At 72.0% G+C, this 23,446-nt stretch carries 21 protein-coding genes and 1 pseudogene; 8 read left to right on the top strand and 14 right to left on the bottom strand.

The features are described 5' to 3' along the window. Positions 1–28 precede the first annotated feature (28 nt). Complete coding sequence (locus Dfulv_RS09160; RefSeq protein ID WP_259862217.1) at positions 29–1,042, top strand: LysR family transcriptional regulator; 1,014 nt, start codon at positions 29–31, stop codon at positions 1,040–1,042. On the opposite strand, the pseudogene Dfulv_RS09155 reads toward Dfulv_RS09160, so the two are convergent. From Dfulv_RS09155 to Dfulv_RS09145, 3 genes and pseudogenes are all read right to left on the bottom strand, one after another. Further along, a pseudogene (locus Dfulv_RS09155) lies at positions 966–1,807 on the bottom strand (DUF1028 domain-containing protein). The gene Dfulv_RS09160 and the pseudogene Dfulv_RS09155 overlap by 77 nt on opposite strands. 68 nt (positions 1,808–1,875) lie before the next feature. After that, positions 1,876–2,430 (bottom strand): hypothetical protein, encoded by a 555-nt coding sequence (locus Dfulv_RS09150; protein ID WP_259862215.1) that lies wholly within the window; start codon positions 2,428–2,430, stop codon positions 1,876–1,878. Then, complete coding sequence (locus Dfulv_RS09145) at positions 2,427–3,179, bottom strand: TetR/AcrR family transcriptional regulator (protein ID WP_259862213.1); 753 nt, start codon at positions 3,177–3,179, stop codon at positions 2,427–2,429. Before Dfulv_RS09145 ends, Dfulv_RS09150 begins: the two co-directional genes overlap by 4 nt. Before the next feature lie 50 nt (positions 3,180–3,229). Between Dfulv_RS09145 and Dfulv_RS09140 the strand changes: the two genes are divergently transcribed. The 5 genes from Dfulv_RS09140 (at position 3,230) to Dfulv_RS09120 (ending at position 6,536) form a co-directional block, all read left to right on the top strand. Beyond that, positions 3,230–4,768, top strand: coding sequence for an MFS transporter (locus tag Dfulv_RS09140; RefSeq protein WP_259862211.1), 1,539 nt, complete (start codon positions 3,230–3,232; stop codon positions 4,766–4,768). Between the two features lie 60 nt (positions 4,769–4,828). After that, positions 4,829–5,332, top strand: coding sequence for a phage holin family protein (locus Dfulv_RS09135; RefSeq protein WP_259862209.1), 504 nt, complete (start codon positions 4,829–4,831; stop codon positions 5,330–5,332). Then, positions 5,329–5,718 carry a DUF3618 domain-containing protein gene (locus tag Dfulv_RS48540; RefSeq protein WP_319805780.1) on the top strand — a complete coding sequence of 130 codons (390 nt, stop codon included), beginning with the start codon at positions 5,329–5,331 and terminating at the stop codon, positions 5,716–5,718. The genes Dfulv_RS09135 and Dfulv_RS48540 overlap by 4 nt, the downstream gene beginning before the upstream one ends. Beyond that, a complete protein-coding gene (locus tag Dfulv_RS09125) occupies positions 5,715–5,975 on the top strand; it encodes a DUF4235 domain-containing protein (RefSeq protein WP_259862207.1) in 261 nt (86 codons plus the stop codon). The genes Dfulv_RS48540 and Dfulv_RS09125 overlap by 4 nt, the downstream gene beginning before the upstream one ends. Positions 5,976–6,338: 363 nt before the next feature. Next, complete coding sequence (locus Dfulv_RS09120; protein WP_259862205.1) at positions 6,339–6,536, top strand: hypothetical protein; 198 nt, start codon at positions 6,339–6,341, stop codon at positions 6,534–6,536. A 4-nt stretch (positions 6,537–6,540) separates the two neighbouring features. On the opposite strand, the gene Dfulv_RS09115 is transcribed toward Dfulv_RS09120, so the two are convergent. The 4 genes from Dfulv_RS09115 to Dfulv_RS09100 all read right to left on the bottom strand — a co-directional run bounded on the left by Dfulv_RS09115 (position 6,541) and on the right by Dfulv_RS09100 (position 11,019). Next, positions 6,541–6,921 carry a PPOX class F420-dependent oxidoreductase gene (locus Dfulv_RS09115; protein WP_259862204.1) on the bottom strand — a complete coding sequence of 127 codons (381 nt, stop codon included), beginning with the start codon at positions 6,919–6,921 and terminating at the stop codon, positions 6,541–6,543. Between the two features lie 67 nt (positions 6,922–6,988). Further along, complete coding sequence (gene xylB, locus Dfulv_RS09110) at positions 6,989–8,383, bottom strand: xylulokinase (protein WP_259862203.1); 1,395 nt, start codon at positions 8,381–8,383, stop codon at positions 6,989–6,991. After that, a complete protein-coding gene (gene xylA, locus Dfulv_RS09105) occupies positions 8,380–9,540 on the bottom strand; it encodes a xylose isomerase (protein WP_259862202.1) in 1,161 nt (386 codons plus the stop codon). The genes xylB and xylA overlap by 4 nt, the downstream gene beginning before the upstream one ends. 252 nt (positions 9,541–9,792) lie before the next feature. After that, on the bottom strand, positions 9,793–11,019 hold the full coding sequence (locus Dfulv_RS09100) for an ROK family transcriptional regulator (RefSeq protein WP_259862201.1): 1,227 nt from the start codon (positions 11,017–11,019) through the stop codon (positions 9,793–9,795). A 99-nt stretch (positions 11,020–11,118) separates the two neighbouring features. Here Dfulv_RS09100 and Dfulv_RS09095 point away from each other — a divergent pair, with 99 nt between their 5' ends. Further along, the gene (locus tag Dfulv_RS09095; protein WP_259862200.1) at positions 11,119–11,574 is read left to right on the top strand and encodes an RrF2 family transcriptional regulator; all 456 of its coding nucleotides are present in this window, start codon (positions 11,119–11,121) and stop codon (positions 11,572–11,574) included. Between the two features lie 58 nt (positions 11,575–11,632). Then, the gene (locus Dfulv_RS09090) at positions 11,633–11,851 is read left to right on the top strand and encodes a hypothetical protein (protein WP_259862199.1); all 219 of its coding nucleotides are present in this window, start codon (positions 11,633–11,635) and stop codon (positions 11,849–11,851) included. A 61-nt stretch (positions 11,852–11,912) separates the two neighbouring features. Here the strand turns inward: Dfulv_RS09090 and Dfulv_RS09085 are convergent, their stop codons facing one another. From Dfulv_RS09085 to gltB, 7 genes are all read right to left on the bottom strand, one after another. Beyond that, entirely contained in the window at positions 11,913–12,416 is a 504-nt protein-coding gene (locus Dfulv_RS09085; protein ID WP_259862198.1) for an NADPH-dependent FMN reductase, read from the bottom strand. A 395-nt stretch (positions 12,417–12,811) separates the two neighbouring features. Then, complete coding sequence (locus tag Dfulv_RS09080; protein ID WP_259862197.1) at positions 12,812–13,276, bottom strand: RrF2 family transcriptional regulator; 465 nt, start codon at positions 13,274–13,276, stop codon at positions 12,812–12,814. Positions 13,277–13,279: 3 nt separating this feature from the next. Beyond that, positions 13,280–14,158: an acyl-CoA thioesterase gene (locus Dfulv_RS09075; RefSeq protein WP_259862196.1), complete on the bottom strand. Its 879-nt coding sequence runs from the start codon at positions 14,156–14,158 to the stop codon at positions 13,280–13,282. Between the two features lie 28 nt (positions 14,159–14,186). Beyond that, entirely contained in the window at positions 14,187–15,608 is a 1,422-nt protein-coding gene (gene pyk, locus Dfulv_RS09070; protein ID WP_259862195.1) for a pyruvate kinase, read from the bottom strand. A gap of 106 nt (positions 15,609–15,714) precedes the next feature. Next, the gene (locus tag Dfulv_RS09065; RefSeq protein ID WP_259862194.1) at positions 15,715–16,869 is read right to left on the bottom strand and encodes a mechanosensitive ion channel family protein; all 1,155 of its coding nucleotides are present in this window, start codon (positions 16,867–16,869) and stop codon (positions 15,715–15,717) included. 185 nt (positions 16,870–17,054) lie between these two features. Next, positions 17,055–18,530 carry a glutamate synthase subunit beta gene (locus Dfulv_RS09060; protein ID WP_259862193.1) on the bottom strand — a complete coding sequence of 492 codons (1,476 nt, stop codon included), beginning with the start codon at positions 18,528–18,530 and terminating at the stop codon, positions 17,055–17,057. Further along, positions 18,523–23,064: a glutamate synthase large subunit gene (gltB, locus tag Dfulv_RS09055; RefSeq protein WP_406567952.1), complete on the bottom strand. Its 4,542-nt coding sequence runs from the start codon at positions 23,062–23,064 to the stop codon at positions 18,523–18,525. The genes Dfulv_RS09060 and gltB overlap by 8 nt, the downstream gene beginning before the upstream one ends. Positions 23,065–23,446: the final 382 nt, after the last annotated feature.

The raw sequence follows: 23,446 nt of genomic DNA, 5'->3' as shown, positions 1-23,446 counted from the left end.
GGTCGACCGGCACCGGCGGAGGGCGGAGATGTTGGACCCGTGGCGGCTACGGCTGCTGAGCCTGCTGGAGAGCCTCGGCACGGTGCGCGCCGTCGCGGAGGCCGCCCGACTCAGCCCGTCCACCGTCTCCCAGCAGCTGGCGGTGCTGGAGCGGGAGGTCGACGCGCGGCTGTTCGAGCGGGCCGGCCGGCGGCTGCGGCTGACGCCGGCGGGCACGGCGCTGGTCGGGCACGCCCGCCGGATCCTCGACCAGATGGAAGCCGCGCGGGCCGAGGTCGTCGGCCTCGACGGGGCACTGCGCGCCGGCCGGCCCGCCGAGCCGGCGGGCCGGGTCCGGGTGGGCGCCTTCACGAGCGCGGCCAACACGTTTGTCATCGCGGCCGTGCAGCGGCTCCGGGAGCGGCACGCGCGGCTGCGGGTCGACGTCTGGGAGCTGGACCCGTACGACAGCCTGCCGGCGCTGCGCCGCGGCGACTGCGACGTGGCGGTGACCAACAACCTCGTCGATCGCGCAGCCCCCGTCGACCCGGACGTCCTCCACACGCCGCTCATCGACGACCGCGTCGTCTTCGTCAGCGCCACCACCGCACAGGACGAAGCCGGCGACAACCCGGCCGGCGACCCCGTGGACCTGGCGGCGTGCCGCGACCTCACCTGGTCCGCGGAGCTGCCCGGCTCGTGGACCTACGAGCTCGTCACCCGCACCTGCCACAAGGCCGGCTTCGAGCCCGACCTCGGCGGCCTCTTCACGTCGTACGGCGCACTGCTCGCCCACGTCGAGGCCGGCCTCTCGGTGACGCTGCTGCCGGAGCTGGCCGTCGACACCCGCTACCGTGTGGCGGCGCGCCCGCTGCGGGACCCGATGGTCCGCCACATCACCGCCGCGGTCCGGGCCGGCTCGGCGGACCGCCCGGCGGTGGCCGCGGTGGTGACGGCGCTCGAGGCGGCCGGCGGCGCGGAGGCGCTCAGGCGGCGCCCGGCGACGGCACCTGCGGGTGACCGTCCTGCGCCCGCAGATGCTCCAGCACGAGCGGGTCGATGAGCCCGTCGACGAGCCGCTCCTCGAGGTTCTCGACGCCGGCCCAGCCGGCGAGGTCGGTGTGGCCGAGGTCCGCCAGCCGCCTGGCGACCTCCTCGGCGAGCGCCCCCGTCAGCGGCAGCAGGGTCGCCGGGTCGGGCTTGCCGAAGTACAACTCCCAGAGACCGATGAGCCCGCCGAGCCGGGTGACGGGGTCGGGGTCGTCGTCGACGCGCAGGTCGACCTCGACGTCGCTCAGCCCGCCGTAACCGGCACCGCGCCGGACGACGATGAGGGCGGCGCTCTGCCGGCCGCGGCTGTCCCCGCCGGCCGCGTCCCCGGCGGCGAGGGCGGCGTGCAGGCGGGGCGGGCCAGCGACCCCTCGGTCGTGAGCCACGCCGCCTCCATGACGGCGACGACCTCCGGTCCGGTGAGGATGTTGCCCTGGATCGCGTAGCCGTCCCCGGCGACCCCGCCCGCCCAGGGGAAACACTCGTCGCCGGTGAACGTGGCGCCGGAGCCGGTCCGCCCGACGACCCCGAGCTGCCGGGTGGCCCGCCCGGGGTCGGCGGCGGTGAGCCCGGCGACCGTGTCGGCGGCGGCCGTGCCGGTGCGGAGCATGGCGAGGCCCTGCACGCGATACGCGAGGTTCGCGAACGACTGTGTGGCGACCGCGCCGACCTCGACCTCGACGGCCGGCACGGCGGCGCCGACGGCGAGGAACCTGCTGGCCACGGCGACCCCGAAGGACTCACCGTCGGCGGAGCGCCCCACGATCGAAAACGTCATGCCGGACACCGTAGTGCACTGTTTCCGGATGAAATCATCTGTGGCCGCCGCCACCTGGGGGAACCCGGTTACTCGGAGGAGGCTCCCGGCGGCTGGGAGAGGCAGACGAACGGCCCGCGAACGCCGGCGCTGAACCGCTCCGCGGCGCGCAGCGCGACCTCGACCCGCCGCTGCGGCGCCATCCGTGACTGGGCGGTGGCGAAGAGGGCGCCGAGGGCGATCTCGTCGCCGACGCCGACCGCCGCATACCCGTCGGCGGCCTCGGCGACCTGGTAGTCGTCGTGGACGGTGAACAGCCGCCCCTTGACGCCGACGAGGAACGTGCCGCCCTCCTCGCGCTCGCTGTCGCGGCGGGCCCAGCCGCCGGTCTTCAGGCACTCGCGGACGGCGTCGATGAAGCGGGTGGCCATGAACCGTTCGATGTCGCCGACCGGCTTCGGGGGCTTCAACGAATACCGGATGAGCTGCCCCATCCGGAACGAGGTGGTGAACCCGAACAGGTAGCCGTTGTTGTGGAAGACCTTGCTGTCGGCGCGGACGGTGAGGCTCCAGCCGGAGGCTCCGGCGCTGTCGCCGCCGACGTAGACGGTGCCGGCGTGGACGAGGCCCACGATGGCGGTCATGCAGCCACCTGCCCGCTGTTCGGCCCGTCGCTGCCGACATACCGCGCGAGCCCGTCGACCATCAGGTCGATCGCGAACGCGAACCGCTCGTCCCCACTGCCCTCGATCATCACCGGTGCCATGGCGACCAGGTTAGGGAACCGGTCCTGGGGCAGGTTCGCGTAGTACCCGCTCACCTCGGCGAGCCACGGCGCGGCGTCGGCCTCGGTCTGCTGGCCGCGGCTGATGTGGATCGACACCTCGATCGCGTCGGCGACGATGACCAGGGACAACTGGTCCATGCCCCAGGCCGCGACCCGGTCGGGGATGCCGGCGCCGCGGAGCACGGCGAGCATCGCCTCGGTGTAGCGCAACGAGTTGGGGCCGACGGGCAGGTTGGCGCGGGCGACCTTCACCAGGTCGCGGTGGGCGACGAACACGGCCCGGCTCTCCCAGCAGCTCTCCTTGACCTCGGCGATCCAGTCGGCGGCCTCGGCGGACGGCAGCGGGATGTCGCCGATGACCCGGTCGAGCAGCTGCTCGAGCAGTTCGTCCTTGTTCGCGAAGTACGCGTAGAGCGAGGCGGCGCCCGTGCCGAGCTCCTGCGCGACGCGCCGCATGCTGATGCCGTCGAGCCCGTCGCGGTCGACGATCCGCAGTGCGGTGTCGAGGACGGCCTCGGCGCTCAGCGGCTGGCGGGCCGTGGGCCTCTTCTTCGAGGCCCGCCACGGGGGCGTGGGGATGTCGGCGGGGGGTCCAGCGGGTTGCACCGCGCAATCGTACTTGACACGAACAGTGTTCGAAAGTAGAAACGTCGTTCGTGACTTACGAACAGTGTTCGCAACCCGTCGGCCCCTACCGCTGGCGCTGGGCCGTCCTCGCCGTCGTCCTCGCGGCCGAGGTCATGGACCTTCTCGACGCCACGATCATCGCCATCGCCGGCCCCTCGATCCGGGCCGAGCTCGGCGGCGGCACCGCGTTCCTGCAGTGGCTCGCCGCCGGCTACACGCTCGCGTTCGCCGTCGGGCTCGTGACCGGCGGCCGGCTCGGCGACATCTTCGGCCGCCGCCGGATGTTCCTCGCCGGTGCCGCCGGTTTCACCCTCATGTCCCTGCTCTGCGCGATCGCGCCCGGCCCGGGCACGCTGGTCGCCTTCCGCGTCCTGCAGGGCCTCGCCGGCGCCGTCCTCATCCCGCAGGGCCTCGGTCTCATCAAGGCCGCGTTCCCGCCCGACAAGCTCGGCGCCGCGTTCGGCGCCTTCGGCCCCGTCATGGGCCTCTCCGCGGTCTGCGGCCCGATCCTCGCCGGCTTCCTCGTCGATGCCGACCTCTTCGGTACCGGCTGGCGGATGATCTTCCTGATCAACCTTCCGGTCGGCGTGGCCGTGGTCGCCGGCGCCGCCCTGATCCTGCCGCGCGGCACCGAGCGGGACCGCAGCCTGCGGCTCGACCTGCCCGGCACCGCGCTGCTCAGCGTCGGGCTCATCCTGCTGCTCTTCCCCCTCGTCCAGGGCCGCGAGCTCGGCTGGCCCTGGTGGGCGTGGGCGTCCATGGCCGCCTCGTTCCCTGCGCTGTGGGTGTTCCAGCGGTACGAGCTGCGCCGCCACCGGTCGGGCCGTAGCCCTCTGGTCGAGCCCAGCCTGCTGGCCAAGCGACGGTTCAACGCCGGGCTGCTGGTCGGCCTGATCTTCTTCGCCGGGCTCATGGGCCTCACCCTGATCCTGAGCGTCCACCTGCAGCTGGGCCTCGGGTTCTCCCCGCTGCGGGCCGGCCTCACCCAGTCGCCGTGGGCGTTCGGCACCGCGCTCGGCGCCGTCACCGCCCACGTGCTGAGCGCCCGGTTCGGCGGCCGGCAGCTGCTCGTCGGCGGCACGGCGGTGCTCGGCGCGGGCGTGCTCGCCCTCCTCGCCACCCTCACACTCACCGACGGCCCGGTGACGTCGTGGCGGCTCGTCCCCGCCCTGCTGGTCCTCGGTGTCGGCATGGGCTCGTCCATGGCCCCGTACTTCGACCTCGTCCTCGCCGCCGTCGACGAGCACGAGGTCGGCTCGGCCTCCGGTACGCTCACCGCCGCCCAGCAGTTCGGCGGCGCGCTCGGGGTGGCGCTGCTCGGCACCGCGTACTTCTCCTGGACGGATCTCTCCAAGACCGGCTTCGACGGCGCGCTGACCAAGGTCCTCTGGCTGGAACTCGCCCTGCTCGCCCTCGCCGGGGCTCTCTCCTTCCTGCTGCCTCGCCGCGCCCGCGAGGAGGCGCCGGGCACAGAACCGGCAGGCTCAGAAGCGGTCGGCTCCACCATCGGCACCGCCCCGACCATCCCCGGTTCCCGAGCTGACTCCACTGTGGGCACCGACGCGTGAGCGCCGGGTTAACCCGGCCGTTCGCGGGGAATCAGGGATGTGCGGGCGAGAGGAGAAGCCATGACGTACACCGTGAACGACCGGCCGGCCACCGCGCCGCGCGTGCAGAGCCCCGCAGCCCCGGGTCCGGCAACTGGTCCGGTGACCGGTCAGGTGACCGGTGCGGCGGATCACCGATCCACGGCGGAACTGGTGAAGCTGGCCGCCGAACAGGTTTCCACCCTCGTGCGCGACGAGCTGAAACTGGCCCAGGTCGAGCTCACCCAGAAGGGCAAGCGGGCCGGGGTCGGGGTCGGCATGTTCGGCGGTGCCGGCGTCGTCGCGTTCTACGGCGTCGGCGCCCTGCTCGCGGCCGCCATCATCGGCCTGGCGACGGTCATCCCGGCCTGGCTGTCGGCGCTGATCATCGGCGTGGTGCTCCTGATCGTGGCCGGGTTGATCGCACTGTTCGGCAGGGCCCAGATGCGGAAGGCCACGCCGCCGGTGCCGCAGGACGCGGTCGCCGGCGTCAAGGCCGACATCAACACCATCACCCACTCGGTCAAGGATCGGGGGCAGCGATGACGGCGACGGAGTCGAAGTACAGTCACAACGGTCACGCCACCCCCACCGACCCCGAGGCGCTCCGCCAGGAGATCGCGCGGACCCGCGCGAACCTGGGTGAGACGGTCGAGGCGCTCGCCGCCAAGGCCGACGTGAAGGCCCGCGCCCAGGAAGCGATGCACAACTCGGTGGCGACGGCGAAGCTGCGTATGCGTGAGGGCGTCGAGCAGATGGCGGTCAACGCCGCGTACGTCAGTCGTGAGCTGCGCACCCACCCGCGGCAGTCGCTGGAGGACACGCTGCGGCGGATGCGCCGTTCCGTGCGGGAACGGCCGGCGCCGTGGATCGCCGCGTCGGGGCTGCTCCTGCTCGCCGCCTTCGTCGGGTACCGGAAGGGGCAGTGGTGAACAAGCTCCTGTACAAGCCGTTCAGCATCGCGTTCAGTGTGGCCGGCGGTGTCGCGGCCGGCTTCGTGTTCAAGCAGGTGTGGAAGCGGCTGTCCGGTGAGGAGGAGGCGCCCGCCGCGACGTCGCGGGAGTACGGCTGGGCCGAGGTCCTGGCCGCGGCGGCGTTGCAGGGCGCGATCTTCGCGGTCGTGAAGGCCGCCATCGACCGGGGCGGCGCCCAGGGGGTGCGCCGGTTGACCGGCGACTGGCCCGACTGACACCGAGCTGACATCGGAGCACGGAATGTGAGATGGGTCTCCCGCGCGACGGGAGGCCCTTCCGCGTGTCCGGGGCACGTGCGCGATCTGCCCGTACGGCGTCCACCGGCCGGTGGACAGGGCCACGCTCCCGCGGCCCCGGCAACGTTCGCACTCCCCGGCCGGAACCCTTTCGCGCAACAACCCCGCCGCAGAGTCGTTGCTGTGCCGGTCATGGACCGGCGCGACCGGAGACGTCATCCAGGTGTCGGGCCGCACGAGGGAGCGGCCCGGCGCACGGAGTCCGGTGCCAGGCCGTTGGGCGGACGGCCTGGCACCGGCCCACCCGGTTTCACCCGCACCAGGGCGGGTACGGGAGCGGCCGTGACGAGCGAACCAGATCTACGCAGCGTGCTGGAGACCGCGTTCACCGGCCAGGAGCGGCTGTCCCGCGAGGAGATCCGCCGCAAGGCGATCGCCGCCGACCTGCCCGCCGATGCCATGACGCGGGTCGACGCGCTGCCCGAGGGCGAATATGCCGAGGACGAGGTGATCGAGGCGCTCCGCCTGGGCAGCGCCTGACGCACTACGGGACCGGTGTCTCCAGCCCCCAGCTGACGATCCGCCGCGGGTGCAGGCGGATCAGTTCCCGGCTGAGGCCCGGCCGGGAAGGCTCGACGTCGGTGAGTGCCTCCGCGTCGGCCCGGATCTCGACGCCCCGCACCCGCCACGGCCGCACCGACGCGATGTCGTCGACGACGAGGGTCGCCTTCGGGTAGGCGAGCACATTGGCGAACTTACGGCTGGCACCCAGCTGCCATCCGCCGATGTCGATCGTGCCGAGCTCGGTGTTGTACCAGAACCCGACGGCGTTGTTCTGCGGATAACCGTCGCCGGGCAGGGTCGCGAGCCGGCCCAGCCGCTGCGTGGCGAGGTACTCGAGCTCGGCTGTGCTGAACGTGGCCATGTCCGCAGTCTCGGGCCTCAAGTGCGGTTGAGGTCAAGGCCGGGGCGCGGACACCCCGGCCTTTCACCTACCGCAGCAGCGCCTGGGCCCGGTCGCGCACCTGGCCGTACAGCTCCCGGATCTCCTTGGTGGGCGCGGCCGTGACCTCGACCGCGGACACCGCCCACGACGGTGGCTCCGGGGTCTGGGCCAGCGCCCACGCGGCCTGGCGGGCGGCGCCGAGCGCGACGTACTCCCCCGGGTCCGGCACGCTCACCGGCAGCCCGAACAGCGCGGGCGCGATCTCCCGCACCGCCTGCGCCGCCGCCGCGCCGCCGATGAGCAGGATCCGCTCGATCGGCACCCCCAGCGCGCGGACCGCGTCGAGGCCGTCGGCGAGGCCGCAGAGCATGCCCTCGTAGGCGGCGCGGGCCAGGTTGGCGGGGTTGGCGTTGCCGCGGGTGAGGCCGTTGAGCAGCCCCTTGGCGTCGGGCAGGTTGGGGGTGCGCTCGCCGTCGAGATACGGCAGCAGCGTCAACCCGCCCGCCCCCGGCGCCGCCGACCGGGCCAGCGAGTCCAATGCGGACAGGTCGACCCCGAGCAGCCCGGCGGCGGCGGTGAGCACCCGGGCCGCGTTGAGCGTCGCGACCAGCGGCAGGTGCCGGCCGGTCGCGTCGGCAAAGCCCGCGACGGTACCGCTGGTGTCGGCGACCGGCCCGGCCGAGACCCCGAAGACGGTGCCGGAGGTGCCGAGCGACACCACGACGTCACCGGGCCGCAGACCGAGGCCGAGCGCGGCGGCCATGTTGTCGCCGGTGCCCGGCGCAAGAAGGGCACCGGCGACGGTCTCCCCGACGACCTCGGCCGGCCCGGCGACCCGCGGCACGGCGAGGTCCCGGCCGAACGCGAGCTTGAGCAGCTCGGGCCGGTACGTGCCGGTCGACGGCGACCAGTAGCCGGTGCCGGACGCGTCGCCGCGGTCGGTCGTCGGCTCCTGCCCGCGGTCGGCACGCAGCAGGTGCGTGATCCAGTCGTGCGGCAGGAGCACGCTCGCCGCGCGGGCGGCGTTGTCGGGCTCGTGCTGCGCGACCCAGCGCAGTTTGGTCACCGTGAAACTGGCGACCGGCACGAGGCCGGTGGCCTCGGCCCAGGCCGCGGCGCCGCCGGGCAGCTCGCCGATGAGGTCCTCGGCCGCGCCGGCGGAGCGGGTGTCGTTCCACAGCAGCGCGTCGCGGACCACCGCGCCGGCCTCGTCGAGCAGCACCATGCCGTGCTGCTGCCCGCCGACGCCGATCGCGGCCACACCGTCGAGCAGGCCGCCGTTGGTGGCCTCCTGGAAGGCGTGCCACCAGTGCGCCGGGTCGACGGCGGTGCCGTCCGGGTGCGGGGCGCGGCCCTCCCGCAGGACCGCGCCCGTCTCCGCGTCGCACACGATGACCTTCGTCGACTGGGTCGACGTGTCCACCCCGGCGACAAGTGTCATGAACGAACGCCCAGGAGGTGCTCCATCGCGAGCTGGTCGAGGTACTCGAACGCGGCTCCCCGGGCGGCGAGCTTGTCGACGTCGAAGTCCTCGGCGCGCAGCGACTCGATCGTCTCGCCCTCGGCGAGGGTCGGCTCGTAGAGCTCGTTGACCCGGGCCGCCTCGAGAGCGGCGGCCACCTCGGGGTCGGCGCGGAACGACTGGACGCGCTCCCTGAGGATCAGGTAGTTGCGCATGCAGGCGCGGGCGGTCTCCCACACGCCGTCGTAGTCCTCGGTGCGCGGCGGCTTGTAGTCGAAGTGCCGGTAGCCGGTGTAGCCGCCGGTCTCGAGCACGTCGACGGTCCAGAACGCGCCCCGCAGGTTGCCCGCCCCGAAGCGCAGGTCCTGGTCGAAGCGCGGGCCGTGCTGGCCGTTGAGGTCCAGGTGGAACAGTTTGCCGTGCCACAGCGCCTGGGCGATGCCGTGCGCGAAGTTCAGCCCGGCCATCTCCTCGTGCCCGACCTCGGGGTTGAGGCCGACGCGGTCGGGCTCGTCGAGCGTGGCGATGAGGGCGAGGGCGTGCCCGATCGTGGGCAGCAGGATGTCACCGCGCGGCTCGTTGGGCTTCGGCTCGAGGGCGAAGCGGATGTCGTACCCCTGGTCGCGCACGTAGGAGCAGAGGATGTTGAGGCCTTCGCGGTATCGGTCGAGCGCGGCCGCGACGTCCTTGGCCCCGCCGGACTCGGCGCCCTCACGCCCGCCCCACAGCACATAGGTCTCGGCGCCGAGGTCGGCGGCGAGGTCGATGTTGCGCAGCACCTTCTTGAGCGCGAAGCGGCGGACCGCGCGGTCGTTGGAGGTGAGGCCGCCGTCCTTGAAGATCGGGTGGCTGAAGAGGTTCGTGGTGACCATCTCGACGCGCAGGCCGGTCTCGGTCAGGGCGCCCTTGAAGCGGCTGATGAGCTTGTCGCGGGTGGCGTCGTCACTGCCGAACGGGAACAGGTCGTCGTCGTGGAACGTAACCGCGGCGGCGCCCAGGTCGGACAGGCGCTGGACGGCCTCGACCGAGTCGAGCGGCGCCCGGGTCGGGCCGCCGAAGACGTCCTGCGCCTGCCAGCCGACGGTCCACAGCCCGAACGAGAACTTGTCGGCGCGGCTTGGCTGGTAATCGTTCATGAGTACCTCTTCGCGGGGTGTATGGCGGATGCAGGTCAGGTTACGCCCGACGGCGGGGTTAGTTCAATATAAGAACAAACCGTGTTTCGCCGTGCCCGACCCCGGCCCCGAGTGTCCCGCCGAACCCCTGGTGACCGCCTCCGGTTCGCCGTTTCCCCACCGCCGCGGACACACGAAAAAGCGCCCGGCCACCCGCCGCGCTCGGCGACGGGGCATCTCCGGGGTCGGCAGTGCCCGCTCTCTCCGCGGGCCTCAGGCGCGGAAGACGACCCGGTAGTACGTCTCGGAGTACTGCAACGCCAGCAGGACGGCGCCGCGGACCTCGGCGTCCGGGCCCAGCACCGATGGCCGGATCTCGACACCGCGCAGGGCCGGGGCCAGCGCGTGCCGGGCCACCGCCGCCCGCAGCGGATCGAGCAGCAGGTCACCGATCGCGGCCAGACCGCCGCCGACCACAACGAGCGCCGGGTTGTACGCGTTGATGAGCCACGACGCCGCCAGCCCCAGCCGGGTGCCGACCTCGGCGATGACCGACACGGCCAGGGCGTCGCCGGCGCGGGCGGCGGCCGCGACGTCCCGCGTGTCGAACGACGCCAGCGCCGACAGGCTCGACACGCCGCCGTCGTCCAGGGCGCGGCGCGCGGCGCGCACGATCGCGGGTCCCGACGCGACCGTCTCCAGGCAGCCCACCTTGCCGCAGTTGCACGGCTCCTCGTTGCCGGGCACGGCGTTGTGGCCGATCTCCCCCGCGGTGCCGCCGACGCCGTGAAAGACCCTGCCGTCGGAGAGGACGCCGGCCGACAGGCCCGTGCCCGCGTACAGCAGCGCGAGGTCACCGACGCGCTCGCCGGCGCCCTCCAGGTTTTCGGCGACGGCCGCGGCCTGGCCGGCGTTGTGGACGTAGACGGGGGCGTCCAGCTCGGCGGCCAGGATGTCCCGGACGGGGACGTCACGCCAGCCGAGGTTCGGCGCCAGCAGGCAGACGCCGGTGTGGAAGTCGGTCATCCCGGGCAGCACGGCGCCGACCGCGGCCAGCTTCGCCGTCGGCAGGGCCGCGTCGGCGATCGCGGCGCGGACCTCGGCGGCCACCAGACGAAGGGCCTCGCCCGGATCGTCCCGCGGTGTGGGCTGTTCCCGGCGGGCGATCTCCTCCCCCGCCGCGTCGCCGATCGCGACGGTGGTGCGCCGGGCACCGATGTGCGCACCGACAACGAGCTGAGACCGCGCGTTGAACTCCAGCAGGATCGGCGGCCGCCCGCCGCTCACCGCGGTCGTGCCGGGGCCGATCTCCCGGACCAGCCCGTCGGCGATCAGCTCGTCGACGATCGCGGACACCGTCGGCTTGGCCAGGGTGGTCGACCGGGCGATGCTCGCCCGCGACACCGGACCGCCCTCCTTGACCAGCGCCAGAACCAGCGAGCGGTTCACTTCCCGCATGACGTTGTGGTCGGCACCGCGCCGCGGCTCTTCGGGTCGCATAATCCGACAACGCTACCCCGACGATCACCGTTCAGCGGGCACCCTACATTGGTACCAGACACTCCAAGCCTGAATCCCGGCCGGAAAGGCAGGCTTCCAATGCACATCTCGGCACGCGGGGACTACGCGGTACGCGCCGCGCTGGGCCTGGCCGCCGCCTACCCCGCGGTGGTCTCGGCCGCCGGTCTCGCCGACGAGCAGGAGATGCCGCGAAAATTCCTCGAAGCGGTGCTCGGCGATCTTCGCCGGGCGGGCCTCGTGCGCGGCCAGCGCGGCGTCGACGGCGGCTACGTCCTGACCCGTCAACCCTCGGAGATCATGGTCGGCGACGTGCTGCGCGCGGTCGACGGCCCGCTCGCGGAGGTGCGCGGCGTGCGCCCGGAGGAGGCGATGTACTCCGGGACCGCCGAACACCTGCAACAGCTCTGGGTGGCGGTCCGGGCGGCGGTGCGCAACGTCCTCGACGAGGTCAGCCTCGCCGACGTGGTGCGGGGCCGGATGCCGGCGCACGTCCGGCGCCTGACCACGCCTCCGCACGCGTGGCAGCCCCGCTGAGCGACCCGATCCTGGCGAACGCGACCTGAGCGGCCCGGACGCGACCTACGCTCAGGTCATGTCGAAAGCGCACGACCCGTATCTGCAGGCGGCCGAGGGCTTCCTGCACGCCATTCGCGACGAGCTCGACATGGCCGACGACCTGCAGACGGATCGGACGCTGCAGGTCGCGCAGACGTTCGCGCTGCTGAGCATCGCGCGCTCGCTCAACGTGCTCAGCGAGATCGCCGAGCCGACCGAGGGCTCCCCGCTCCTCGCGGCGACGGCCGCCCGCTGACCCGATCGGGTCCGTTCGGCGCCGGCCAGGGTCAGGCTCGGTCAGGCTCGGTCAGGCTCGGTCAGGCTCGGTTGACGTCGGCGGCGAAGGCGTCGCCGATCTTCGCCACGTATTCGGCCGCCGCCACGCCGGCGTTGGCCAGCTCGGCCTCGACGAACGCGAGCCCCGGTGTCACCGGCACCGCGCCGAGCTCGCCCAGCAGCTCCACGAGATGGCGCTCGGTCGCCTCCGCCTGCGGTCGCACGCCCGCGGTCACCACCGTCACGGCCGCCACGTCCTTCAGCCCTTCGGCGGGGAGCTGATCGAGCAGCACCTTGAGCACGCCCGTGTAGGTGCCCTTGTAGGTCGGGGTGGCGACGACGAGCAGGCTGGCCCGCCGCAGCCGCCCGAGCGCGTCGGCGACCACACCGTCGCCGGACTGCAGCAGCCGGGTCCCGAGCGCGGCGACGTCGATGGTGTGCGGCACCGGCTGCCCGACCCGATCGGCCAGCGCGGCGCCGACCTCCTCGGCAAGATGCAGGGTGCGGGAATGCGGGCGGGGATTCCCGGAGAGAACAACAATCACGGCCCGATCATATCTCCTATCATTCCGATAGGGAATCCCAACAAATCGACCACAGGCCGGATTGCAGGAAAACTGGGGCCATAAAGCCTGTCGCGCAGTCGGATCCCTCGCGCGTCACCCCGACAACCTCGCCGATCTTGGAGTTGTGGTGGTTGACAAATCCGGACAAATTCGGAGGTTCATGGCGCCACAACTCCAAGATCGGCGCGGAGTTGGGCCGCCGACGCTGTCCCAGCGAATGACGCAACAGGCTCCATCGGCCAACTGGCGGCGATGGGCCGGAGGCCGCGGGCTCTTGGGACGACGGCGATGGCAGGGAGGGCCGTCAAGGCCCGACCGGTGTCTGGCGGGAGCGACGGTCGTGCGTTGCACGGACCCGAGCCCTCAAAGAATCTCTAGACCCATGCCCGCGGATCGGCCACGAGATCACGGACCCGGTCGGGCAGTTCGCCCGTGACCACGTCCTCGATCGTGACGGTCTCCAGGATGAGGCGCTCGTTGGCGCGCAGGGCGATCCAGACGTCCTGCAGGGCGGCCGCGGCGCCGATGTAGCCCAGTTCCTCCGGGCGCTGGCCGCGGACGTTGGCCAAGGGGCCGTCGATGACGCGGATGATCTCGGCCAGGGAGATGTCGCCGGCCGGGCGGGCCAGGCGGTAGCCGCCCTCCGGGCCGCGCTGCGCGACGACAACACCGCCGCGGCGCAGTTGGAGGAGGATGCTCTCCAGGAACTTCGGCGGGATCTCCTGGGCGGCCGCGAGACGGTCCGCGGTCACGAGGCGGGCCTCGCCGCCGGTGCTCGAGGAGGCCGCGAGCTCCGCCACGGCGCGCAGCGCGTAGTCCACCCGTGCTGAAAGGCGCATGACCTATCCTCCCACGCGCCGCAACAGACCCTCCTGCACGGCTGTCGCGATGTGCCGGCCGTCTCGGGTGAACATCCGGCCGGCGGCGAGGCCGCGGGCGTCGAACGCCGACGGGCTGGAGGAATCGTAGAGGAACCACTCGTCGGCGCGGAACGAGCGGTGGAACCACATGGCGTGGTCGAGGCTCGCGCCGACAAAACCGCCGGGGCCCCACACCGCGCCGTGCGTCGACAGGACTGCGTCGAGCAGGGTCAGGTCGGACGCGAACGTCAGCGCGCACGCGTGCAGCAGCGGGTCGTCGGGGAGCTTGCCGTCGATGCGCATCCAGACCCGTTGCCGATCCTCGGCCGGGCGGTCGCCGGGGCGGACCCAGCCGGTCTCGCCGACATACCGCACGTCGATCGGCTGCTGGACCATCCCCCAGACGCCGGCCCGCTCCGGATACTTCGCGAGCCGCTCCCCCATCGTCGGCACCTCATCCGGCAGCGGCACGTCCGGCGGGGCGGCCTCCTGGTGGTCGAGGCCCTCCTCCGACACGTGGAACGACGCGGACATGAAGAAGATGACCTTGTCGTGCTGGTACGCGACGGAGCGGCGCACCGAGAACGAGCGCCCGTCCCGGATGTTCTCCACCGCATACGTGATCGGCACGGAGGGGTCGCCACCGCGCACGAAGTAGCCGTGCAGGGAGTGGACAAACCGCGCCGGGTCGACGGTGCGCCCGGCCGCGACGAGGGCCTGTCCGGCCACCTGGCCGCCGAAGACCCGCTGGGGGCCGACCGGTGGGCTCATGCCCAGGAACCGGTCGTCCCCCAGCGGTTCGAGATCCAGGAGGCGGACGAGGGCGTCCACCGCCTTCTGTCCGCTTGCGAGGTCAGTCACCAGGACAATCTACGGAACATCCGCGGCATCAGTCCTGTGAGAGTGCTCCCAGGACGTGGACACGCAGGGTGTTGGTCGAGCCGGGCGTGCCGGGCGGGGAGCCCGCCACGATCACCACGTCGTCGCCGGGGCTCAGCCACGGCAGCCCGACGAGGGCCATGTCGACCTGCTTGAACATCTCGTCGGTGTGCGCGACGAACGGCACGTCGAAGGTCTGCACACCCCAGCTCAGCGTGAGCTGGTTGCGGACCGTCGGCTCCGGCGTGAAGGCCAGCAGCGGCAGTTCGCAGTGCAACCGGGCGAGCCGGCGGACCGTGTCACCGGTCTGCGAGAACGCCACCAGCGCCTTGGCGCCGATGTTCCGGGCGATGTTCGAGGCGGCCGACGTGAGGGCGCCGCCCTTCGTGCGGGGGTCGTGCTGGAGGCGCGGCACCGACAGCGAGCCGCTCTCGGTGGTCGCGATGATGCGGGCCATCGTGGAGACGGTGAGGATCGGATACCGCCCGACGCTGGTCTCGCCGGACAGCATGACCGCGTCGGCGCCGTCGAGGACCGCGTTGGCGACGTCGGAGGCCTCGGCGCGGGTCGGTCGCGCGTTCTCGATCATCGAGTCGAGCATCTGGGTGGCGACGATCACCGGCTTGGCCTGCTCGCGGCACAGCTGCACCGCGCGCTTCTGGACCAGCGGCACATGCTCCAGCGGCATCTCGACGCCGAGGTCGCCGCGGGCCACCATGACACCGTCGAACGCGTTGACGATCGGCTCCAGCGCCGCGACCGCCTCCGGCTTCTCGACCTTCGCCAGGACCGGGCGGCGGATGCCCTCCTCGTCCATGATCTCGTGGACGAGCTTGATGTCGTCGGGCGAGCGCACGAACGACAGGGCGATCCAGTCGGCGCCGAGCCGCAGCGCGAACCGCAGGTCCTCGGCGTCCTTCTCGGACAGTGCCGGGACGCTGACGGCGACGTTGGGCAGCGAGACGCCCTTGTTGTTGGAGACGGGGCCGCCCTCGGTGACCAGGACGGTGATGTCGTTGCCGGTGACGCCGGTCACCTCGACGGCCACCTTGCCGTCGTCGATGAGCAGCCGGTCGCCCGGCTTCACCTCTTGTGGAAGTTTCTTGTACGTGCAGGAGACGCGGTCCCGGGTGCCGAGGATGTCCTCACTGGTGATCACCACGGTGTCACCGGTGCGCCACTCGTGCGGGCCGTCGGCGAAGCGGCCAAGGCGGATCTTCGGACCCTGGAGGTCGGCGAGGATACCGACGGAGCGGCCGGCAGCGACGGCGGCCTCCCGGACCAGGTTGTACACCGCGGCGTGGTCCTCATGGCTGCCGTGGCTGAAGTTGAGCCGCGCGACGTCCATCCCGGCGTCGACAAGGCCACGGATCCGCTCGGCCGACGAAGTGGCTGGGCCGAGCGTACAGACGATTTTGGCGCGTCGAGTCACACCACGAAGGCTAGCCCCTCCGAGCGGCGACGGTTCGGTTGCCCCAGGGACACGCCATCAGTTGAGACACCGTCCACCGGCGATTTCCCTGCTGCTGGCCCACCGGTCACTGCTCCGGCCCGGTGAACGCCTCCGCGCGCGCCCGCCCGTCGATGCTGTGGCTGAAGACGCGGGAGTCGCCGTCCGTGGTCTGTGTCTGGCCGGTCAGCGTCGAGTGCAACGGCATCGCCGAGGTCATCTCGGCCCGCATGCGCGGCAGTGCCGCCGGGTGCGTGTCGCGCAGCCAGCAGACCATGTGCTCGCGGACGAAGCACCGCAGGTCCCACAGTCTCGGGGCGTCGATGGCGCTGACCAGGGCGCGCAGCTGCATCGCGCTGCCGGTGGCCTCGACCACCTGCAGCACCGAGACCCGCCCGTCCCACAGGTCCGTCGACTCGAGCGCACGGCGGAGCTCCTCGCGCATCTCCGACACCGGCAGCCACCAGTCGACGTCGAACATCACGGAGCCGAGCAGGGCAGCCTCCGTGCGCGTCCAGTTCTCGAACGGCTTCTCGGTGAAGTACGAGGTCGGCAGGATCAGCCGCCGGTCGTCCCAGACGTGCACGACGACGTACGACAGCGTGATCTCCTCCACGCGGCCCCACTCCTTCTCGACGATCACCACGTCGCCGAGCCGGACGGCGTCACTGAACGCCAGCTGGAGACCGGCGAACATGTTCCGCAGGACGCTCTGCGCCGCCAGACCGGCGATGATGCCGGCGAACCCGGCGGAGGCCAGCACGCTCGTGCCGAGGATGCGGGCCTGCGGGAACGTCATCAGCATGACCGCGCCGGCCAGCACCGCGACGATGGCCACGGTGACCCGCCGGATCATGACGATCTGGGTGTGCACGCGCCGGGCCGTGCGGTTGTCGGGCACATCGGTGCGGAACCGCGCGAGCGCCGCGTCCTCCGCGACGACGAGCAGCGACGCGACGAGCCACGCGACGGCCCCGATGATGACCAGCCGGTCGACGTGCAGAAAGGCCAGCCGCCATTTCGCCCCGTCGGCGGTGTCCTGCACCGAGAAGTACACGGTGCAGAGGACGACCACCCACTGGATCGGCCGGTGCGCCCGGTTGGTGACCTCGGTGAGCAACAACGAGCGGCGGCCGAGCCGCAACAGCATCCAGTGCACCAGCTGCACCGCCAGCAACGCGATGAGCGCGGCTCCGAGGGCGATGCCGAGTGGCATGAGCGTCTCGATGAGCGTGTCCCGCATTTGACGCGACTTACCCGATTGGGTGAGCTCAACACCGTTCGTCATGGTGACGAACGTCGCGGAGCGTTCTCTCCCACCGGTGACGGCGGGTCACGGGAACGTCGCACGCCTCCAGGCCGCGGTCGTAGCCGTCGAAGAACGACGCCGTGCGCCGGGCCGCCGAGCCGTGTGCACCTGCGACCGGGTCAGGCCGACAGCGCCGCCGCGGCCGGGTCGACCGGCGACGGCAGGGCGCCGTCGCCGCCCAGGTACGCGTGGATCGAGGCGGCCGCGGCCCGGCCCTCGGCGATCGCCCACACGATGAGCGACGCGCCGCGGTGCATGTCACCGGCGACGAACACGCCCGGCGCGCTGGTCTGCCAGTCGCCGTCGGAGTTGATGCCGCCGCGCCGGTTGCGGGTGAGGCCCAGCGACTTCAGCAGCGGGCCCTCCTCGGTGCCCTCGAAGCCGATCGCCAGCAGCACCAGCTCCGCCGGGAACTCCCGCTCGGTGCCCTCGACGACGGTGACCCGCCGGGCACCGTCCACTCTGGACACCTGAACCTCGGCGATACGCACAGCCCGCAGGTTGCCGTCCTCGTCGCCCTCGAACGAGGTGACCGCGACGGCGAAGGCGCGGTCGCCGCCCTCCTCGTGCGCCGGGTAGTCGCGCAGGATCCACGGCCAGGTCGGCCACGGGTCGCGCGACTCGTCCCGCTGCTCCGGCGGCATCGGGTACTGGTCGAGTTGCAGGACGGACTTGGCGCCCTGCCGGTGCGCGACGCCGAGGCAGTCGGCGGCCGTGTCGCCACCGCCGATGATGACGACGTTCTTGCCCGCGGCGGTCACCGACGCCGACGGCACCTTGCCGGCGACGACCCGGTTGGCCTCGACGAGGTGCTCCATCGCGAGGTGGACGCCGTGCAGCTCCCGCCCGGGCGTCTCCGGGGTGTCGCGACCGGCGAGCGCGCCGCAGGCGAGCAGCAGCGCGTCGTGCGACGCCCGCAGCTCGTCGACGGACACGGTCACGCCGACGTTGACGCCGGTCCGGAACTTGACGCCCTCGGCGAGCAGCTGCTCCAGACGGCGGTCGATGTGCTCCTTCTCCAGCTTGAAGTCCGGAATGCCGTACCGGAGGAGGCCGCCCAACGCGTCGTCACGCTCGTAGACGGTCACGTCGTGACCGGCGCGGGCGAGCTGCTGCGCCGCCGCGAGCCCGGCCGGGCCGGAGCCGACGACACCGACGCTCTTGCCGGAGCGCTCCGGCGCGGGGCGCGGGGTGACCCGGCCCGCCTCGACGGCCCGGTTGATGATCTCGACCTCGACCTGCTTGATCGTGACCGCCTGGCCGCCCGCGATCGACAGCACGCACGCCGCTTCGCACGGCGCGGGGCACAGCCGCCCGGTGAACTCCGGGAAGTTGTTCGTCGCGTGCAGGGCCTCGATCGCGAAGTCCCAGTTGCCGGTACGGACCAGGTCGTTCCAGTCCGGGATGCGGTTGCCCAGCGGGCAGCCGTCGTGACAGAACGGGATGCCGCAGTCCATGCACCGCGACGCCTGCTCGGTGACGAGCTCGTCGGACGCCGACGGGTAGACCTCGCGCCAGTCCCGCAGCCGCACCGGCACGGGCCGGCGGGAAGGGAGCCGCCGGTCGTACCGCAGGAAGCCGTTCGGGTCAGGCACGTGCCACCTCCATGACAGCCGCATTCACGTCGCGGCCGGCAGCCTCGGCGGCCCGCATCGCCTCCGTCACGCGCTCGTAGTCGCGCGGCATGACCTCGGTGAACTCCGCCACCGAGGCGTCCCAGTCATCGAGCAGGCGGGCCGCCACCGCGGACCCCGTCTCGGCGAGGTGCTGCTCGACGAGCAGCCGCAGGGTCGACGGGTCCGAGACCGGCCGCAGATCGACGAGCTCGGCGTTGACCAGCGCCTTGTCCAGGTGCCGGACGTACGCGACGCCACCGGACATGCCGGCCGCGAAGTTCCGGCCCGTCGGCCCGAGCACCACGACCGTCCCGCCGGTCATGTACTCGCAGCCGTGGTCACCGACGCCCTCGACGACCGCCGCGGCGCCGGAGTTGCGCACCGCGAACCGCTCGCCGACCCGCCCGCGCATGAACAGCTGGCCGGCGGTCGCGCCGTAGAGCACCGTGTTGCCGCCGATGATCTGGTCCTCGGCGACGAACGGCGCGGCGTCGTCGGGCCGGACGACGAGCCGGCCGCCGGACAGGCCCTTGCCGACGTAGTCGTTGGCGTCGCCGAACAGCCGGAGGGTGACACCGCGGGGAACCCAGGCCCCGAACGACTGCCCCGCCGTGCCGCGCAACGTGACGTCCACGGTGTTGTCCGGGAGGCCGGCGCCTCCGACCCGGCGCACGATCTCCCCGCCGAGCATCGCGCCGACCGAGCGGTGCTCGTTGCGGACCGCGATCTCCAGTTTGACTCCCTCGCCCGCGTCCAGCGCCGGCGAGACGGCCGCGATGAGCTGGTTGTCCAGCGCCCGCTCGAGCCGGTGGTCCTGCTTGGTCGTCTGCCGGCGCGCGGCGTCGTCCGCGAGAGGGGGAACGTGCAGCAACGGGGTCAGGTCGAGCCCGCCGGCCTTCCAGTGCTCCACGGCCGGCCGCACGTCGAGCAGCTCGGTGTGGCCGATCGCCTCGTCGAGCGTGCGGAAGCCCAGCTCGGCCAGGTAGCCGCGGACCTCCTCGGCGAGGAACCAGAAGAAGTTCTCCACGAACTCCGGCCTGCCGGTGAACCGCTTGCGCAGCGCCGGGTTCTGCGTGGCGATGCCGACCGGGCAGGTGTCGAGGTGGCAGACGCGCATCATGATGCAGCCGGAGACGATGAGCGGCGAGGTCGCGAAGCCGTACTCCTCCGCGCCGAGCAGCGCCGCCACGATCACGTCGCGGCCGGTCTTGAGCTGCCCGTCGACCTGGACGCTGACCCGGTCGCGCAGCCCCGACAGCAGCAGCGTCTGCTGGGTCTCGGCGAGGCCCAGCTCCCACGGCGTGCCGGCGTGCTTGAGCGAGTTGAGCGGCGAGGCGCCCGTGCCGCCGTCGTGGCCCGAGATCAGGATGACGTCGGCCTTCGTCTTCGCCACGCCCGCCGCGACCGTGCCGACGCCGACCTCGGACACCAGCTTGACGTGCACGCGGGCGGCCGGGTTGACGTTCTTGAGGTCGAAGACGAGCTGCGCGAGGTCCTCGATCGAGTAGATGTCGTGGTGCGGCGGCGGCGAGATGAGCCCGACCCCCGGCGTGGCGTGGCGGGTCTTCGCGATCCACGGCCACACCTTGTTGCCGGGCAGCTGCCCGCCCTCGCCCGGCTTGGCGCCCTGGGCCATCTTGATCTGCAGGTCGTCGGCGTTGACCAGGTATTCGGTGGTCACGCCGAACCGGCCGCTCGCGACCTGCTTGACCGCGGAGCGGCGGCGCGGGTCGTGGAGCCGGTCCACGTCCTCGCCGCCCTCACCGGTGTTCGACCTGCCGCCGATGTTGTTCATCGCGATGGCGAGCGTCTCGTGGGCCTCGGCGGAGATCGAGCCGTACGACATCGCGCCCGTCGCGAACCGCTTCACGATCTCCGTCGCCGGCTCCACCTCCTCGAGCGGCACCGACGGGCGCGTTCCGGTGCGCAGCTCGAACAGCCCCCGCAACGACCCCGCCTGTCCCGCGAGCTCGTCGACCTTCGAGGTGTACCGCTGGAAGACGTCGTACTGGCGGGACCGCGTCGCGTGCTGGAGCAGGAAGACCGTCTCGGGGTTGAACAGGTGCAGCTCGCCCTCGCGGCGCCACTGGTACTCGCCGCCGACCTCGAGCCGCCGATGCGCCCGCTCGGCGTCGTTGGCCGGGTACGCCCGCGCGTGCCGGGCGACGATCTCGGCGTGGACCTCGGCCAGGCCGATGCCGCCGATCTTGCTGGGCGTGCCGGTGAAGTACCGCTCCACGAGCCGCGGGTCGAGCCCGACGGCCTCGAAGACCTGGGCGCCGCAGTACGACGAGACGGTGGAGATGCCCATCTTGGACATGATCTTCAGGACGCCCTTGCCGAGCGCCTTGACGTAGTTGTGGATCGCCTTCTCGGGGTCGAGGCCGGGCAGCGCGCCGGTGGCGATGAGGTCCTCGACGCTCTCGAAGGCGAGGTACGGGTTGACGGCGGACGCGCCGAACCCGGACAGCAGGGCGACGTGGTGCACCTCGCGGCAGTCGCCGGACTCGACGACCAGCGACACCTGCGTGCGGGTCTGCTCGCGCACGAGGTGCTGGTGGACGGCCGCGGTGAGCAGCAGCGACGGGATCGGCGCCAGGTCGGCCGTCGAGTCGCGGTCGGACAGCACCAGGATGCGCACGCCGTCCTCGATCGCCTCGGACACGCCGCGCATGATCTCGACCAGGCGGCGCTTGAGACCGACCGCGCCGTCACGGACCGGGTAGAGGCCCGACACCCGCACGGCCTTGAAGCCGGGCAGGTCGCCGTCGTCGTCGATGTGCAGGATCTTGGCCAGGTCGTCGTTGTCGATGACCGGGTACGGCAGCGCGATCTGCCGGCAGGAGGCCGGGCCCGGCTTGAGCAGGTTGCCCTCGGGGCCGATCGTCGCGCCGACGCTGGTGACCAGCTCCTCCCGGATCGCGTCCAGCGGCGGGTTGGTGACCTGCGCGAACAGCTGGGTGAAGTAGTCGTACATCAGTCGCGGCCGGGTGGAGAGCACCGCGACCGGGGTGTCGGTGCCCATCGAGCCGAGCGGCTCGGCGCCGGCGCGGGCCATCGGGCCGATGAGGATCTTGAGCTCCTCCTCGGTGTACCCGAAGGTCTGCTGGCGGCGCTGGACGGAGTCGTGCGTGTAGACGACGTGCTCGCGCTCGGACAGCTGCTCGAGGTCCATCAGCCCGGCGTGCAGCCACTCTTCGTACGGCTCGGCCTGCGCCAGCTCGGCCTTGATCTCGTCGTCGGTGCGGATGCGGCCGGCGGCGGTGTCGACGAGCAGCATCTTGCCGGGCGCCGAGCGACCCTTCGCGACGATCGTGGCCGGGTCGAGGTCGAGCACGCCCGCCTCGCTGGCCAGGACCACGAGCCCGTCGGCCGTCTGCCACCAGCGGCCCGGGCGCAGGCCGTTGCGGTCGAGGACCGCGCCGACGACCGTGCCGTCGGTGAACGCGACGCTCGCGGGGCCGTCCCACGGCTCCATGAGGCACGCGTGGAAGCGGTAGAAGGCCCGGCGCCGCGCGTCCATCCGCAGGTCGTTCTCCCACGCCTCCGGGATCATCATCAGCACCGCGTGCGGCAGGCTCCGGCCGGCCAGGTGCAGCAGCTCCAGGACTTCATCGAAGTTGGCGGAGTCGGAGGCCTCGGGTGTACAGATGGGGAACAGGCGGCGGATGTTGCCGGGCAGGTTCTCGGTCGACAGCAGCGCCTCGCGGGCGGCCATCCAGTTGCGGTTGCCGCGGATCGTGTTGATCTCGCCGTTGTGGGCGATGATGCGGTAGGGGTGCGAAAGCTCCCACGACGGGAAGGTGTTCGTCGAGAAGCGCGAGTGCACCAGCGCGATCGCCGACGTCACACGCTCGTCGGACAGGTCGGGGAAGAACGTCACGACCTGGTCCGGGGTGAGCATGCCCTTGTACGTGATCGTCCGCGACGACAGCGACGGCAGGTACAGCTGGATGCCCCGCTCACGGGTCTCGCGCTCGGCCTGCTTGCGCACGCAGTAGACGACCCGCTCGAGGTCGAGGCCGGAGAGCGCCTGGCCGGGCGCACCGAGCTTCTCCGCGCTCACGAACACCTGGCGGATCCGCGGCATGGCAGCCAGCGCGGTGGCGCCGAGGTCGGTGGGGTCGGTCGGCACGTCCCGCCAGCCGAGCACCTGGGCGCCCTCGACCAGCGCGTACTTCTCCAGGACCCGCATCGCCCGCTCGGCGGCCGCGTCGTCGGTCGGCAGGAACGCCAGACCGGTGGCGTAGGAGCCCACGGGCGGCAGCTCGAACCCGGCGACCTCACGCAGGAAGGCGTCCGGGATCTGGATCATGATGCCGGCGCCGTCGCCGGTGTTGGGCTCGGCACCGCGGGCGCCCCGGTGGTCCATGCGCCGCAGCGCCGAAAGGCCCTTGAACACGACATCGTGCGATTTGCGGCCGTGGATGTCGGCCACGAAGGCCACCCCGCAGGCGTCGTGCTCGAAGGCAGGGTCATACAAGCCCTGCGGCTGCGGTCCGGGGTAACCCATCGAGCCTCCTGACGTCATCGAGTGCGAATCGGGACAACGTCGGCCCTGAGGAGAGGTCTTGCCAGTGTACGCGAAGAGCGGGCGCTATTTGCACGGTCATGCGTGACATGTCCGAGCGCCCGCTGCGTACGTCGGCGACCAACGTACAGTCTGTCGTCCGATCGAACCTACTGCGCGAGATCGTGACAAATCCCACGAGCAGCAGGTGGGAGCACCTATCGCACCGCGTTATCGAATCGGTACGCAACCCGGAGCCGTCTGGGACGCGTCCAAGAAGCGGGTGGCTCGTACCATCCGTTACTTCTTACGATGATGCACGGCAAGATCGCCCGCCACCACACGGTTCGACCGGTTGCATTTCGCCCATTGAACCGGGTGGCAC

Source organism: Dactylosporangium fulvum, assembly GCF_025137375.1.
Lineage (GTDB): Bacteria > Actinomycetota > Actinomycetes > Mycobacteriales > Micromonosporaceae > Dactylosporangium > Dactylosporangium fulvum.
Note: the sequence above shows the minus strand (reverse complement) of the source record. Positions and strands in the feature narration are given on the sequence as shown.